The organism is Pseudofrankia coriaricola (assembly GCF_032027725.1).
Lineage (GTDB): Bacteria > Actinomycetota > Actinomycetes > Frankiales > Frankiaceae > Pseudofrankia.
Window position 1 is genome coordinate 39,503 of sequence record NZ_JASNFO010000008.1, and the last position, 15,472, is coordinate 54,974.

General features: G+C 66.9%; 10 protein-coding genes and 2 pseudogenes. 8 read left to right on the forward strand and 4 right to left on the reverse strand.

The genetic code is table 11. The annotated features are described in order from the left end of the window. Positions 1–201: 201 nt before the first annotated feature. Positions 202–1,377 carry an ABC transporter substrate-binding protein gene (locus tag QOZ89_RS06665; protein ID WP_241841446.1) on the forward strand — a complete coding sequence of 392 codons (1,176 nt, stop codon included), beginning with the start codon at positions 202–204 and terminating at the stop codon, positions 1,375–1,377. A gap of 191 nt (positions 1,378–1,568) precedes the next feature. Here QOZ89_RS06665 and QOZ89_RS06670 read toward each other — a convergent pair whose 3' ends face one another. The 3 genes and pseudogenes from QOZ89_RS06670 to QOZ89_RS06680 form a co-directional block, all read right to left on the reverse strand. Next, on the reverse strand, positions 1,569–3,983 hold the full coding sequence (locus tag QOZ89_RS06670) for a putative bifunctional diguanylate cyclase/phosphodiesterase (RefSeq protein ID WP_071046481.1): 2,415 nt from the start codon (positions 3,981–3,983) through the stop codon (positions 1,569–1,571). A gap of 259 nt (positions 3,984–4,242) precedes the next feature. Then, positions 4,243–4,427 (reverse strand): annotated as a pseudogene (locus QOZ89_RS06675) (IS110 family transposase); the annotation flags it as partial. Between the two features lie 189 nt (positions 4,428–4,616). Then, complete coding sequence (locus QOZ89_RS06680) at positions 4,617–6,146, reverse strand: PucR family transcriptional regulator (RefSeq protein ID WP_071046483.1); 1,530 nt, start codon at positions 6,144–6,146, stop codon at positions 4,617–4,619. A gap of 119 nt (positions 6,147–6,265) precedes the next feature. On the opposite strand from QOZ89_RS06680, the gene gabT reads away from it, so the two are divergent. After that, positions 6,266–7,732 carry a 4-aminobutyrate--2-oxoglutarate transaminase gene (gene gabT / locus QOZ89_RS06685; RefSeq protein ID WP_312623310.1) on the forward strand — a complete coding sequence of 489 codons (1,467 nt, stop codon included), beginning with the start codon at positions 6,266–6,268 and terminating at the stop codon, positions 7,730–7,732. 178 nt (positions 7,733–7,910) lie between these two features. On the opposite strand, the gene QOZ89_RS06690 is transcribed toward gabT, so the two are convergent. Beyond that, positions 7,911–9,062, reverse strand: coding sequence for a TetR family transcriptional regulator (locus tag QOZ89_RS06690; protein WP_071046486.1), 1,152 nt, complete (start codon positions 9,060–9,062; stop codon positions 7,911–7,913). Between the two features lie 461 nt (positions 9,063–9,523). Between QOZ89_RS06690 and QOZ89_RS06695 the strand changes: the two are divergent. From QOZ89_RS06695 to QOZ89_RS06720, 6 genes and pseudogenes are all read left to right on the forward strand, one after another. Next, a pseudogene (locus tag QOZ89_RS06695) lies at positions 9,524–9,613 on the forward strand (winged helix-turn-helix domain-containing protein); the annotation flags it as partial. Beyond that, complete coding sequence (locus QOZ89_RS06700; protein WP_312623311.1) at positions 9,597–9,836, forward strand: helix-turn-helix domain-containing protein; 240 nt, start codon at positions 9,597–9,599, stop codon at positions 9,834–9,836. The pseudogene QOZ89_RS06695 and the gene QOZ89_RS06700, both read left to right, overlap by 17 nt. 112 nt (positions 9,837–9,948) lie before the next feature. Next, a complete protein-coding gene (locus QOZ89_RS06705; RefSeq protein ID WP_312623312.1) occupies positions 9,949–11,406 on the forward strand; it encodes an APC family permease in 1,458 nt (485 codons plus the stop codon). Beyond that, the gene (locus tag QOZ89_RS06710) at positions 11,403–12,644 is read left to right on the forward strand and encodes a flavin monoamine oxidase family protein (protein WP_312623313.1); all 1,242 of its coding nucleotides are present in this window, start codon (positions 11,403–11,405) and stop codon (positions 12,642–12,644) included. Before QOZ89_RS06705 ends, QOZ89_RS06710 begins: the two co-directional genes overlap by 4 nt. After that, positions 12,641–13,927, forward strand: coding sequence for a flavin monoamine oxidase family protein (locus QOZ89_RS06715; protein WP_312623314.1), 1,287 nt, complete (start codon positions 12,641–12,643; stop codon positions 13,925–13,927). Before QOZ89_RS06710 ends, QOZ89_RS06715 begins: the two co-directional genes overlap by 4 nt. 32 nt (positions 13,928–13,959) lie before the next feature. Then, positions 13,960–15,429, forward strand: coding sequence for an aldehyde dehydrogenase family protein (locus QOZ89_RS06720; RefSeq protein WP_312623315.1), 1,470 nt, complete (start codon positions 13,960–13,962; stop codon positions 15,427–15,429). The last annotated feature ends 43 nt before the right edge of the window (positions 15,430–15,472 follow it).

Genomic DNA, 15,472 nt, shown 5'->3' on the forward strand with positions numbered 1-15,472 from the left:
GCAGGCGACCAAACACGGCCGAACGATGTGTCAGATGATCCAGCTCAACGTCGTCCTGCTGCTCCTGGGCCGCGCTCATCGCGTGGCGCCGATTCGGCGCCTACCCGTTCACCTCGTACGAAGGCGGGGTGAGACGGGTGGGAGCCGGTATGAAGGAATCATATGTTATCGCGCACACGACTCGTATCTTTAGGGTTAGCGATGGCGACCCTGGTCGCCACGGCTGCCAGCTGCGCATCTTCAAGCGGCGGAAGCGGCACGAATGCGGCCTGCGACTCGCCTGGAGTCACCCCGAGCCAGGTGACGCTCGGGTTCATCTATCCCGCGTCAGGTGCGTCGAGTTCCGCGCTGTCCGCGGCTCGCGCCGGCATCGATGCCAGGATCGGCCTCGCGAACGAGCAGGGCGGCATGCACGGCCGACGGATCACCTACCAGTGGCGAGACGACGAGAACACTTCATCCGTCACCGCACGCGCGACCGAAGAGCTCGTTCAACAGGAGCATGTCTTCGGCCTGGTAGCGGCCAGTGCCTCCCTCGGCGGCTCGCTGGACAGTCTGGCGCAACAGGGAATTCCCGTTGCCGGACTCGCGGTCGATCCTGCCTGGGCTGGGCGCGAGAACATGTTCTCCTTCATCTACTCCGCCTCACAGGCAGTTGTCGGGCGTTACATCCGGGAAGCCCACGGCACCAAGGTTGCTATTATCACCGCAGGTCAGTCGGCCGACTCCGCCGCGAACGTGACGTTGTATGAACAGGGCCTGCGGGCCGCGGGGGTCAGCGCGGTCGAGGTTTTTCCCTATGCGGTCGCTAGCGGCAGTCCCGCCCAGCTGGCCAGCAAGATCATGGCATTCGGCGCTGATGCGTTGCTGGGTATCATCGCTCCGGAAGGTTTTGGCCAGGTCGTACAGGCAACGCGCGCGGCGGGTGCGCACCTCGCGGTCAGCGTCGTGCTCGCGGGCTACGACCATAGCGTGCTGGCAGCGGATGGCCAGGCGCTCGCCGGCGTGTCGATGCCGGTCTTCTTCCGTCCGTTCGAAGCGGGCGGCCCAGCAATCGAGAGATACCACAGCGCCATGGACCGCTACGCTCCGGAGGCGCGGGACGCCGACCAGCAGTTCGCGATGTTCACCTACATCAACACTGATCTGTTCCTGCGCGGACTCTACCTGGCCGGGCCCTGCCCCACCCGCGACAGCTTCATCAAGGCCCTGCGCAGCGTCTCCTCCTATGACGCGGACGGACTCATTGAACCCGTCGATCTACGCGACTACTCGGGCAAACCACTCTCCTGCTACTCGTTCGTCCAGGTGGCTCCCGGCGGCGCGGCCTTCCAGCTGGTGCGCAAACGAGTCTGCGCCGACGGCACCTCCGGCTGACAGGGTGGGGTCTGATGTGCCCAGCGGTGACGGATGAGTCCCACGCACCGCCGGGCGCTGCCGGGGCGTGGACGCGCGATTGCGACGACCGCAGCCAGGTACCGGTGCCCCGACGACGTTGAGCGCGGTCTTCGGCTGGAGTGTCAAGTTTTATTGACAGACCCTCCCGAGGTGCGCTGCCTGGTCGCGGTTCATCGGGTTGTCGTTACTTCGGCGAGGTGGTGAACGGCGATTGACGGGCCGAAGTAGGGGCCTTGACCGCAGTGGCAGCCGGCCGCCTTGGCAATGTCGGCTTGATGCTGGTTCGCGAGTCCTCGCGCAATGACGGTGGCCTTGAGCGTGTCGGCGAGACGGACCAGGCCGATGATCAAGCTTGTCGGTCCGATCTGGGTCTGACCTGTGTTCGTGGCAGCGTCGAGTGTCAGTGCCTGATCGACCTTGATGATGTCGACTGGTAGCCGGCGGAGGCCGGCGAAGCCGCTGGAGTCGGCGCCGATGTTGTCGAGCGCGATCCGCACGCCGCACCGGCTAAGTTCGCTCAATGCGCGCGCGGCGGCGTCGAGATCAGGGCCGGTGGTCGTGCCGCTGATCTCGATGACCAGTGCCGGGGGCGGCACGGCGCGACGGCGCAGATCCGCGACGACGCGCTCCACCAGCCAGGGCCCGCCTAGCCGTGGCGGGGCGATGTCGATGTGCACAGCGACTTCGGCGCCGAACCGGTTTCGCAATGCGGGCAGGTCTGCACAGATCGCCGTGAGGACGTAGCCGTCGAGGACTGCTCCGGCGTCGCCAGTCTGGTCTGGGCCCGATCGGCCTGCGGCGGCCCGGGTCGCTGTCGCCGTGTCGGGGGTGGACGACCAGGATGGAAAGGCTTCGAACGCCACGATGCGATGGTCGGCGAGCGCGACGATCGGCTCGTAGTCCACGCGGAAGTCGGCCGGTCCGTCCTGGTGTGTCGGCCTCAGGGCGGCGCCGTCGAACGGGGAGGCGGACAGGTCCGCCGGGCCTGTGTCCGGGTGGAAGATGACGACCTGCCCGTCGGTCCGCCGCTTGGCGACGTACATCGCCGCGTCCGCGCGGCGTAGCAGCTCGTCGGCGTCATCCGGGCGGGTGTCGGCGCGGATCGTGGCCATGCCGATGCTGACGCCGACGTGTTCGGTCCGGCCGTGGAAGACGAACGGGTTCCGTAGCGCCTCCGCAACCCGGTCGGCCACATGGTGAGGTGCCTCCGCGTCGCCGGCGAGCACGATGGCGAACTCGTCGCCGCCCAGGCGTGCGACGAGGTCGGTGTCGCGGACGCAGCCGGTCAACCGGCGGGCCACCGCGACGAGCAACTCGTCGCCGGCGGCGTGGCCAAGGGTGTCGTTGACGGCCTTGAATTTGTCAAGGTCGCAGAACAGGACGGCGGCCTGCCGAGGTGGGAGTGAGCGCTGTTCGCCGTGGTTGGGCGCCCTCTCGTCGTGAGCCGAAGGGGCTCCGCCTCGCTGGGCGGCGAGCTCGTCCTCGAGTCGTCGGTTGAACAGCAGCCGGTTGGCCAGGCCGGTCAGCGGGTCGTGGAATGCCTGGTAGTGCAGCTCCTGACGCGCCCGTCGGACCCGGGACAACAGAACGGTGTTCTCGGTAAGAATGATCATCTGGCGGACCACCACGAAGACGATCAGAAGGATGCTGACCGCGATCTCGACCGAGTCAAGACGCCCGCCGACCGCGAGCGTTGCCACCAGGACCACGGCCACCGCCATGGGTGCGTAAGGCAGGAACACGTAGGCCCAGGTGAGGACTCCGTGATGACGGTGACCGCGGTCGCCGCGCCGGTCCGGCCTGGGCACGCCGACCGCCAGCGCGATGAGCATGATCCCGACTATGGCGAAGGCGGTGTACTCGGGGCCCAGCATGCGTCCGCCCGTGCTGATGGTGCGGATCCAGGCGCCGTGGGTGATGATCTGAGCCGCCAGGCCGACGCCAAGCAGCAGCAGCGCTCGCGGATTGGCCGGCCGCCGGAATGTTGCCTGGAGGACCACGATCACGGCGAGGGTCATGGCGATGATCGGATAGAGCACGGCCATGATGTACTGCATCATGCCGGGAGGACCGGAAACGATCACGGTTTTCAGGATCGCGGCCCAGGCGATCAGGAAGACCGATCCTGTGATCAACAATCCGTCCAGGACCACGACCAGCGATCGTGGAGTGATCTTCCCGGCTGGTTCGGCCGCGTCGCCGTCGTCTTCCGGGGTGAGCGGGGACGTGGGGAACAGTACCAGCGCTACCCCGGCAGGCAGTGGCGCGACAAGGAAGAACAAATCGCTGTAGGAGACCGCGGTCCACGAGGCGCTCAGGCCGAAAAAGCGAAGGTACACCAGGGGTATGGCACACCCGATGGCGCCGATCAGTGCCCAGACGGCCATGAGCAGCCGCCAGCGAAGCTCCGCCGCCCGCGCCCGCCGCATGGTCCACACGGCGGTACCCAAGCTGAACAGGAGCGCGGCCAGGGTCGAGGCGGCCGACAAGGTCCCGCTCACGCGGGCGGGCATCTCCACCCAGAACACCGCGAGCGCTGCGAGGAACACCGCCGCGACCAGCACCCAGCGCTTCCAGACTGACATCGACACCGTGCCGTCGAATGTGTCAGCTTCGCCGGGCGCCGAACTAGCGGATAACGGTGTGTACATACATGACAGAATAGATCTGCTGCCTGTGTTGCGGCCAGTGGGAGCGCCTCGACAAAATTTGCCAAGCCCGGAAAATCGGTCATCTCCGCTCCTCGGCCTAACCTAGACGCTTCTATAGATCGTCAAATGGCATGACTGTGGCCCTGAATCTTGATCGGATCTGGCTTCTTGGAGGTGGCCGCGGCGGTCATGGTTACCGTGTTCGGTAGGGTTCGCGGGCGATGCATTGTTTCAGGCAGCGCGGATCTCCGGGACCGTCTTGCCTTCGGCGGTGCGGCGGGCGACGTAGGCCTTGGTGGTCGGGCAGGTCCGCATCCTGCTGATGGTGATCGTGTGGATCGCGCGGTTGAGGGCGCGGTCGCCGCCGCGGTTGAGTCGATCCGTCGTATGGGTGGCGCACCTCGACAACGTCCGAGCTGGCGCTCGCCCGCCCGGCGATCCAGTAGCTGGCCACCGACTCCTCCATACACGGCCTCCTCACGGCGTTCATGCCGCGAGACTAGATGCCAACAAGCGTCAAGGCTCATGCCGGTCCGTACAGCGGGGACGGTCAGAATCGCCAAAACGTCACTCCGGATCGGCCGGCACCGTCTCGTCCAGCAGGTGCAGCGCGAACCACAACTCGGCGCGGAATCCGGGCGCGTCCAGGCTGCGCCCGGTGAGCTGTTCCACTTTACGCATCCGGTTGCGCAGGGTGTGGCGGTGCACACCGAGACGCGCCGCTGCCGGGTCCCACTGGCCGTGGTGCTGTAGCCACACCCGGAGCGAGACGACCAGGTCGGCGCGGCCGTCCCCATCGTGGTGTATCAACGGTGCCAGCAGCGCCTCGGCGAAACCGCGCGCCCGCGCGCCCGGTAGCAGCCGCAGCAGTCCCTGCCCGGCAAGGTCGGCAAAGCGCATCACCGGGGCGCCGGCGGCGGGTACCGACTCCGCTGCGAGCGTCGCCTGGCGGTATCCGTTGACCAACGTCCCGTACCCGACCGGCTCGCCGACCCCGATCCGCAGCCCTGCGACGCGGCGCGACAGCGACGACAGCCACGTCGGGCCCGAATCGCCCTCGCCCGTCAGGACGACCACGTACGACCCGAACTCGGCGAAGAACAGCGACTTGCCGGGCTGGCGCGCCGCAATCTCCAGCAAGTCGGCCGCTGCCGCGCGCGCCGCGACCGGCCCAGCGAGGGCGTAGACCAGCAACGGCTCCTCCGGCAACGCCCCCGACAGGTGCGCCGCGGTCCCGCGCGCCAACTCGGCCTGGCCTGCGGCCATCAGGTGGAACAGGCCGGTCCGCAGATGCTGGTACGTCGTGGCGAGGGTTCGTGACTGCTCCAATGCCAGGGTCAGCAGGGCCGCCGCGGTGTTGGCGATCTGGCGATCGGTGAGGTCAAGCGGGGCAAGGCGACCGACGGCGAGGAACCCGCGTGCCCGGGCGCCCAGCGTCTGGATGAACACCTCGTCGACTCCGTCGGTGATCCCGGCGCTGGCGACGGTGCCGGCCGACCGCAGCCGGTCGAGATCGGGGGCGAGCAGGACCGCCTTCCCCGCGGCCGACGCGGGTGCCGCCTCGTCCGGGTTACCTGCGGAGTCGAGCAGCAGGACCCAGGCGCCGAGCAGGCGGGACAGGCGGTCGACGAGCGCGGCAAACCCGTTCGGACCGGCGGCTGCTCGCGTGAGTACGTGCTGGGCTTCATTGGTACGCCTCACCGCTGCATACTGGTCCGCGGCGACCGCCTCCGACACTGCCTTGCTGATCGCGATGAATGGGGTGCTCCGCAGCACCTCGAAGAGCGGCAGCCCCGCAACCTCGGCAGCCTCCGACAGCCCGACCGGAACTGTGTCGTGGCTGAGCCCGATGCCGAAGCCGAGCCCGACGATACCGGCGTCGCCAAGGCGGGCGACGTAGGCGGCGCACGTGGCCGGGTCCTGCCGCAGGGCCAAGCCAGTGGTCAGCAGCAGCTCGCCGCCCTGCAGGAACGGGGTGGGGTCGGTCAGCTCGGTGGAGTGCACCCAGGCGATCGGCCGGTCCAGGTTGGCCTCGCCGGCGAGAACGGACAGGTCCAGCGAGCGGTCGCTGACAAGACTACGCAGCGTCAACGGCATCCGTGCCCCCTATCATGGCTATCTTCGATCGCGACCTCTACACAACGGCGTAGGATCATCATCAACATAGCCAGTTTGGCACTCGCCTCGAGTGTGGGATGCCGCGCACTGTTGCACGCATGTCTACCGCCACTGACCCCGCCGCCACTGACCCCGCCGCCACTGACCCCGCCGCCACGAATCCGACGGCCGCGTCCCCTTCCCCCGCGCTCCTTCCCGGTGCGCTTCTTCCCGCCGCACCTCGCGGCGTGACCGGCGACGCCGTTGCGGCCATCGCGCGGCAGTTGTGTACCGAGGTCCCGGGCCCCCGCTCCCAGGAGTTCGCCCGGCGCCGATCGGCCGCCGTGGCGCGCGGGGTTTCCAGCGCCCTGCCGGCCTTCGTGGCCTCCGCGGGCGACGGGCTGCTCACCGACGTCGACGGCAACACCTTGATCGATCTCGGCTCCGGTATCGCGGTCACCAACGTGGGTGCCGCGCCGGCCGTGGTCGAGGCGATCCGCGAGCAGGCCGGCGCATTCCTCCACACCTGCTTCATGATCGCTCCCTACGAGGGCTACGTGCGCGTCTGCGAGGAGCTCAACACCCTCACCCCGGGTAACCACGACAAGCGCACCCTGCTGCTCAACAGCGGCGCGGAGGCGATCGAGAACGCCGTCAAGGTCGCCCGTCATGCGACCGGCCGCCCCGCGGTCGTGGTTTTCGACCATGCCTACCACGGGCGCACCAACCTCACCATGGCGTTGACCGCCAAAGCCATGCCGTACAAGCACCGGTTCGGTCCGTTCGCACCCGAGGTCTATCGGGTGGCGATGTCCTACCCGTACCGCGACCCCGCCGGCTATTCAGGCGCTCAGGCTGCCGCCCGCGCTATCGACCAGATCGACAGGCAGATCGGCGCCGGCTCCGTCGCAGCCGTGCTCATCGAGCCCATCCAGGGGGAGGGCGGCTTCGTCGTGCCCGCGCCCGATTTTCTGCCCGCCATCGCCGAGTGGTGTCGGGACAACGGCGTCGTGTTCATCGCAGACGAGATACAGACCGGCTTCTGCCGTACCGGCGACTGGTTTGCCTCCGAGCACGAGAACGTCGTCCCCGACCTGGTGGTGACGGCCAAGGGCATCGCCAACGGGATGCCCCTGGCGGGCGTCACCGGCCGCACCGAGCTCATGGACGCGGTGCACCTGGGTGGACTCGGCGGGACCTTCGGCGGCAACCCGGTCGCCTGCGCGGCGGCGCTGGCCACGATCGCAACCCTGCGCACGCAGCAGTTGGACGCTGCCGCGCGGGCGATCGCGGACTCCGCACTTCCACGCCTGCACCGGCTTGCCGAAACCACCCCGGCCATCGGCGACGTCCGGGGCCGTGGCGCCATGCTCGCCATCGAGCTGGTGCGGCCCGGCACAGATGAGCCCGACCCGCGCCTTACCGCGCAGGTCGCCGCTCGCTGCCACGCCGCCGGGGTCGTCGTGCTCACGTGCGGCACGCACAAGAACGTCATCCGTCTCCTGCCACCGCTGGTCATCCCGCCGGCTGTGCTCGACGAGGGTCTGTCGGTTCTCGAGAATGCCGTCGAGCGCGCCTCCTCGTAGGACAGCCGCATTTCGAGATGTATGACTGGTTTTCATGTTGTGGTGATTTAGGTGGTTACCATCCGAGCCTCGCGAGGCGTGTTCTGTGGTGGAACCAGCGGGCTCGCGCTTGGTGGCGGCGACGCCAGGTCGACCAACGTTCGTCGAGGTCGTCCTCGGACGACCACTCGACGGGTGATCACTGCGGTCCTGTCTGGGTACGGACGGACCGCGTCGTTGCGAGCCGAGGGAACAGTTCGTCCTGAGTCCGTCCGACCAGACGACGTAGCAGTCCGTCCCGGTCGAGTCTCGAGAAGCGCTGTGGGTCGATCAGGTCGCTCCAGCACAGCCCGTCGAGCGCGAGCCGGCGCAACTGCACGTCGAGCCAGAGCGGTTCGGGCAGAGCGTCCTCCGCGGAGTCGATGATGCGGCTGCTCTTTGCCAGTTCGCTGCTGAGATGCGGCGCCGAAGAAATCGCCAGAATCCAGAGAAGGGTCATTGTTGCGTCGGAGTGGGCGATGTTCGCGCGCGCGTACGCGAGCGTCCTGAGGTCCCATCCGCGCTCACCGAGACCAGCCTGGCTGATCTCCGCGCTGCCGGCTGCGATCTCGTCGAAGAACGACTGCAGCATCGCGCCCTTCGAGTCGAAGTGGTACAGGATGCCGCTCTTGCTGATGCCGGACTCGTTGCGAACACGCTCCATCGTCACGCTGGAGCCGCCGAGCTTGAGCGCGACGTGCCGCACCGCCTGCAGGATGCGCTCCTTCGTCGCCCCGCGATGGCGTCGACTGGGGCTGGTCGGGAGGCTCTCGACGTCGATCGGCTCGGGAGACCACGTGAGAACCTCGGTCGCGAGTCGCTCCATGCGCTGCGCGCTGAAGCGATGCGGATTCAGGATCTTCGTCCAGCACAAACCGTCAATGGCAAGTCGCCGAAGGCACGCGGTGGACACCAGTTCCGATCCACCGGGATTCGCGTCCTGTAGCCGGAAGAACGCGGCCCACTCGGTCAGAAGTCCGGGGTCCTGCGCGAGACCAAGCATGAGGGCCAAGCGATAGCGCATCCCGGTGCCGAGAGTGACGTCCGCGTATCCCGCGATGCTGTCGCCGCCACCTGAGACCTCGCGCTCCAGCGCGCCCCGGTAGGCGTCGAGGGAATGACGTATCGTCGCCTCGAGCAGTTCGGTCTGGCTCCGAAAATGGTGGGCGAGCCCCCCGCGCGAGAGGCCCGTCTCGGCGCGCAGGGCGTCGACCGTCAAGCTGGTGGGCCCGTTGCGCGCGACGATCGTGAGCGCTGACTCGATGATTCGCTGAGGCGTGAAGGCGCCTCGTGTCGAACTCTGGCTTGCCACCTGCCGATACTAACAACCAGGGCGACTCGCCCGGCCATCTGGGCGTCGCGACGAGCATCGCGCACGGCTGTTCGAGCCCCGAAAAACCCCATCGAAAACCTGGTCTGCTACCCCGTCGTTAATCCTTGAGGTCATGGGGGTCCGTGATGATGCCGGTGGGGTGGGTAGCTCGCCGGGGTGAGGTATGCGACCCGGTGGCGGGCTGACGCCCGCCGAGCAGATACGACGCGAGCGGTCCGGCTGGCTGCCGCCGACCGGTTCGCCCAGGGGGTGGGCCAGGCGGAGGTGGGAGTTCCATGTGACGCCGAAGACCGTGAGTCGCTGGATCGGGCCTGGGAGGACGGCGGTGCCGGTGCGCCGCGGTCGCGGGGGGCGTTGTCGCCGTGCCGGCTGGATGACCGGCAGTTGGCCCGGTTGGAGGCGTTGCTGCGCCGGGGCCCGGGGGGTACGGCTGGGACGACCAGCGCTGGACGCTGGCCCGGATCCGGCAGGTGATCGCCGTGGAGTTCGGGGTGGGCTACACCGAGGCCGGGGGTGTGGTACCTGCTTGAGCGGTACGGCTGGTCGTGCCAGCAGCCCACCCGCCGGGCCACCGAGCGCGACGGCGAGGCCATCTGGTCCCAGCTCAAGGGCACTGCCCTGGCCAACCTCGCCGCCCGCGGCCTCGACCAGGTACTCCACGCCGTCAAACACGGCCTCAAGCAGACCCAGTACCGACCAGACCTGATCTTCGGATTCCTTGCCGCGACCGGCCTGACCTGGGAAGGCCTGTAATCGACATGAACCCACACATTAACAGTTAGTATACCGGACGTGCGGTACAGTCCCGCTACTGGCGCACCCAGCCACCCGGCTCAGGTGCGTGCGACGGCGAGAGGAAGCGCGCATGTCGATTGAAGGCAGTCACCGTGGTGCGACAACGACCGTGGCGTTGGGTGACCAGGTCGAGCGTGAACTGAGCCAACACAAGCCGCTGAGTGTCCGGCGCGGCATCGTCCTGGGGTTGAGTGCCCAGCAGGTCGGACCGGTGCTCGCGCTCTACGTGGGTCTCGTCTTCCTCACCTCGGGAGCCACGTCCTGGGTCGGCACGCTCATCGGCGGGATCCTGATCCTCGCCATCGCAGAGATGATCCGGATCTTCGCGACGAAGTACGTCACCAGCGGCGGGCTGATGAGCTACGTACTCCACGGGCTGGGGCGAAGGTGGGGGCTGCTCACCGGTGCTGCCCTGATCCTCGGTTACGTCGCGGCCACGGCGGCGGTCGCGTCGGTCGTCGTGGTGTTCGCCTCCAGTGCGCTGTCGGATCTGGGGTTCTCCGGCGCCTTCGCGACCAACACGCAAGTCGTCATCCTGCTCATCGTCGGAGTTGCCACCGGACTCTTCGCCTGCCTCGGGGTCCAAGGCGTCGCCCTCGTCACCTTGATCTTCAGCATCGGTGTGGTCCCGTTCATCGTGGCGTTGAGCGTCGGCGCGGCCGCCAACACCGGCGTCGATCTGCCGGCCCTCGTCAACTTCAGCCACACCAATCTGCACAACATCGTCTTCGGGGTCACGCTGACCCTGGGTGGCCTCGTCGGGTTCGACGACATGGCAACGGTCGCGGCGGAGACCAAGAACCCCAAGCGGAGCATCCCTCGGATCATCTTCACCGTCGTGATCGTGCTCCTCGTCGGTCAACTGGTGGCGATCGTCCTCCAGACGTCCTCGATGGCGGCGAACGCCGACCTGCTCGCCGCAGGAACGTCCCCGATCTCGATCGTCGCCTCCTCGGCGCACCTGCCCTGGATGGGCACGGTCCTCGACATCCTGCTCACGCTCGGCGAGTTCGCCGGCGGCGTCGCCTTCGTCACCTACGGCAGCCGGATCTTCGCGACGGCGGCAGAGATCGGGCTGCTTCCCCGTTTCGTCGCGACAATCAGCGCCCGGACGAAGTCACCCAACGTCGCGATCATCATGCTTGCTGTCCTGCAGACGATTCTTCCGATCATCCTCGTCGTCGCCGCCGGAACCGCACCGATCGAGGGCGGACTCTATTTCAGCAGTGCGATCACGTACTTCTGGTGCGTGCCCTACGTGATGACAGCGGTCGCGGCCGTCGTGGTGCTCCGCCGGACCGGGAGCACGGAGGTGGTGTCCTGGGTGGCCGTCTTCGTCGCTTCGATCGGATTCACCACCTTCGTTGTGTTCACCTTCGTCGAGGGCCTGTCCGGCATCTACGCCGCGATTCCGTTCATCTCCTTCATCGCGATCGCGGTGCTGTTCGCGATCTTCCTCCTCCTGGATCGCCGTCGAGGCGGCACCAAGATCGAACTCAACCGCCTGGCAAGCGGCGTGAGCCAGTGACGGAGCACATCTACGACGTAGTCGTCGTCGGCGCGGGATTCGCAGGGGCTGGTGCCGCCCGGGATCTCGCGGCGGCGGGGCGTGACGTCCTGATCGTCGAAGGCAAGGGCCAGGTCGGCGGGCGGACGTTCCTGCGGAGGTTCGCCGGATCGACGCTGCGGATCGAGATGGGAGGCACCTGGATCCTCCCGGCCTCGGACCGTCACGTCCTCGAGGAGCTTGCGCGGTACGGGATGACCACCGTTGACTCCCCGGCACCCGCGAACTTCGTGACCCTGATCGGTGGCTCTGCCTTCACCTGGGGAGAGCTGCCCGCGGAGATAGCCGCCGAGTTCGACAGTCTTTCGCGGACCGATGCGCGGAACCTCGGCGCGGCCCTCGCCGGGCTCTCGCCGGAGGCCCGGGACTGGGGGCGAGCCTGGACGCGGTACCTCTGCGGCGCTTCTCCCGAGGAGATCACCGCTGACATCCTGCGCGGCGACATGAGCGAGGTGACGATCGAGCTCATGAAGGATGTCGACGAGCACTCCACCAGCATCCACGGCGGCACCACCGAACTCATCAGCCGGATGCTCGACGACGCCGCAACCGATCTTCGCCTCGACACGCGGGTGACACAGATCGAGCAGAGCGACGGCCTGGTGCGCGTGAAAAGCGTGGATGCGGAGTTCGTGGCCCGCTACGCGCTGATCGCCGTGCCGATCACGACGTGGAGCGACATCCGCTTCGAGCCGCCGATGCCGGGCATCCAGGCAGAAATCGGATCGGGAGGCAACGTCGGACACTCGCTGAAGGCGTGGATTCTGGCTCGCGATGTACCGAGGCTGTTCCGCGGCGTCTCAGGCAGCGGTGATCTTGCCTACCTGCGCACCGAGCGTGATTTCGAAGACGGCACGAGCTTGCTTGTCGGCTTCGGCGACGATGTCGACTTCGACCTCACCGACCTCGAACGCGTCCAGCAAGCGGTGCGCGCTTTCGTGCCCGACGCGAAGGTCCTCCGCGTCGACGGGCACGACTGGAACCGAGACGCTTTCGCACGAGGAACCTGGATGGCACCGACAGCGACCGGCCCGACTGCGTATCTGCCGGAAGCGCGCCGACCGCTCGGCCGAGTGCACTTCGCGGGCGGCGACATCGCCGAGTTCATGCCGAGCACCATCGAAGGAGCCATTGAGTCCGGTCGAGCTGGAGCGTCTGCCATCGACTCGCTGCTCGAAGCAACGCGAGACGCATCGTGACACGCGATGCGGCGGAGCGCGCGGACATCGCTGACCACACCCACGCCGACATCGTGATCATCGGCGCCGGCACGGCGGGACTCGCCGCCGCCCATGCCCTGACACAGCGAGGAAGGGAGGTCGTGGTCCTCGAGGCCCGCAGTCGCATCGGCGGGCGGGTGCACACGATCACCGATCTCGCGGATCAGCCGGTCGAACTCGGAGCGGAGTGGATCCACACCTCGACGACGCCGATCCGCCGCGCGATCGCAGAATTCGGGATGGCCGACGAAGAGTTTCCGGTGTCCCATGGGCTCGACGTCATCGCCATCGACGACGAACGGTGGAACTCGCTCCTCGAGGCAGCCGCGGGCCTCGATCCCTCCGAAGATCTCCGCTCCTTCGTGGATCGGCTCGCGGGCAGCGTCGCCGAGCGCGACGAACTGGAGAAGCTGTTCGCGTTCTGGACCACTCGCGAGTCGTTGGAGGAGACCAGCGCGCTGCACACGATGCTCGAGGTCGCCGGCAACCGGACCGATGGCGAGGCGTTGCACGACGCGGACTTCAAACTGAAGCGCGGATGGCGACCGGTTCTGGACCGCCTGGCAGCGGGAGTCGACATCCGGTTGGGCGTGGCGGTCCGCTCCATCACCTGGTCCGACCCAGTGGTCCAGATGAACGCGGTGACAGATGATGGCCGGGCGGTCACCGTCTCGGCCGAACACGTCGTCGTCACCGTGCCGCTCGGTGTGCTGCAGAACAATGGGATCCGATTCGAGCCACCGCTGCCGGCCCGCAAGCGAGAAGCGATCGACTCGATGAGTCACGTGCCCGTCGTCAAGATGGTCTTCGTCTTCGACGGAGATGTCTGGCCGGACGGTGCTCCCGACGACATCTCCGATCCGGAGATCCTTCCGAGCAGAGCCATCCTGTCGAACGGCTGGCAAGAAAACCGCGCGCAGACAATTATCGCTCTTTGGGCCGGTGGTCGCGAGGCAACGAGGATCGAGTCGCAGGACGTTCCCGAAGTTCTCCGGCTCGGGGAGAAGGCGCTCGAGCACTACCTGGGTGACAAGTTCCGCAGGCCTCGCAAAGCCCTCGTCCATTTGTGGGCCGGCGATCCGTATGCACGAGGCGCATACAGCCACACGCCGCCCGGAGCACGAGCCGATGTTCGCGATCGGTTGGCCGAACCCCTTAACGGACGGCTGTTCTGGGCTGGAGAGGCGACCGCACGTTGGCGTCCCCGAACAGTGGGCGGTGCATACGCGTCCGGGCTCCGCGTCGCCGATGAGCTGTCGTAGCATCTTGTCTAGCGAAAATCGAAAGAAGCATCGTGAGAAGAAAAATTCTGAACGTCATCGACGGACTCGCGCAACCTGCAGCATCCGACAACTGGACAACGCTGATCGACCCGGCTACAGGAGACGTGAGCGGGGAGGCGCCGCTGTCGGACGGCACTGACATCGAGACTGCCGTCGCCTCGAGTATGAAGGCGTTCACGGGGTGGAGTCGGCTCACGCCCGGGGAGCGTTGCACGCGCCTCAATACGCTCGCAGATCGCGTTCTTACGCGTCTCGGCGAGTTGGTGGAGGCGGAGATTCTTGACACGGGAAAGCCACGGCAGAGTGTCATCGAGTACGAGGTCATGCCGGCATTGGAGGAGTTGCGGTTCTTCGCCGGGGCGACGCGCGTGATGGACGGCCTCGCGACTCAGGAGTTCCGCGCAGGACACACATCGACCGTGCGCAGGGAGCCCATCGGAGTGGTGGGTCAGATCGCGCCGTGGAACTACCCGTTCATGATGACGGTTTGGAAGCTCGGACCCGCCTTGGCCGTCGGCAACACCGTCGTGCTCAAACCCTCGGAGTCCACCCCGTCGTCGGCCTACCTTCTGGCGCAGATCGCAACGGAGGTTTTGGGTCCCGGGGTCCTGAACGTCGTCAACGGAGGCCGCGCAACCGGTGCTGACCTCGTCGCCCATTCCGACCTCGGCATGGTCGCAATCACCGGATCCACGCGAGCGGGGCGCGCCGTGGCCGCGTCCGCTGCTGAGAATGTCATGCCGGTGCATCTCGAGCTGGGCGGGAATGGTGTCGCCGTGATAGCGCCTGACGCGGACGTGGAGGAGATCGCTGCCATGACGGCGATGTCGGCTTTCTACAACGCCGGACAGGACTGCACTGCGCTCACCCGCTTCATCATCCACGACAGCATCTACGACCGGTTCGTCAAATTGCTTCTCGAAGCCGTAGCAAAGATACGCGTCGGCGCCCCCGACGAAAGAAATGTACTTTACGGCCCGCTCAACAGCGAGCAGCAACTGAAGATCGTGCAGGGTTACCTGGACCGCCTGCCCTCGCACGCACGGGTGCTCACAGGCGGATCCCGTCTGGACCGGCCCGGCTTCTTCTTCGCGCCCACCCTCATCGAGGGAGTCAAGCAAGACGACGAAATCGTGCAGCAAGAGGTGTTCGGGCCGGTGGCGACCCTCCAGAAGTACAGCTCCGATGCCGAAGCGCTGGCGATGGCCAACGGAACACGCTACGGCCTCGCCGCGTCGATCTGGACCAATGACATTAAAAGGTCCGCCTACTTCACTAAGGGAATCCGTGCCGGCACCGTGTGGGTCAATTGCCACCTGCTGCACAATGCGGAAACGCCTCACGGCGGCGTGAAACAGTCCGGTTACGGTCGCGACCTCTCGAAGTTTGCGCTTGAGGAGTACACACAGATCAAGCACGTCATGACCTTCACCGAGGCGCACTACCCGCTCCTGCGCGACGATGGCAGCGTTGCTTGGTGACTCGCACGCCGTCGCGAACGGCGTGCGCCTTGTTGGGTGTCAG

What these genes read in the sequence shown, in the direction of transcription:
- gabT (WP_312623310.1), top strand. Translation starts at nt 6,266, where the DNA reads ATGTCTACCGCCACTGACCCCGCCGCCACTGACCCCGCCGCCACTGAC.
- QOZ89_RS06680 (WP_071046483.1), bottom strand. Translation starts at nt 6,146, where the DNA reads ATGCCGTTGACGCTGCGTAGTCTTGTCAGCGACCGCTCGCTGGACCTG.
- QOZ89_RS06705 (WP_312623312.1), top strand. Translation starts at nt 9,949, where the DNA reads ATGTCGATTGAAGGCAGTCACCGTGGTGCGACAACGACCGTGGCGTTG.
- QOZ89_RS06665 (WP_241841446.1), top strand. Translation starts at nt 202, where the DNA reads ATGGCGACCCTGGTCGCCACGGCTGCCAGCTGCGCATCTTCAAGCGGC.
- QOZ89_RS06670 (WP_071046481.1), bottom strand. Translation starts at nt 3,983, where the DNA reads ATGTCAGTCTGGAAGCGCTGGGTGCTGGTCGCGGCGGTGTTCCTCGCA.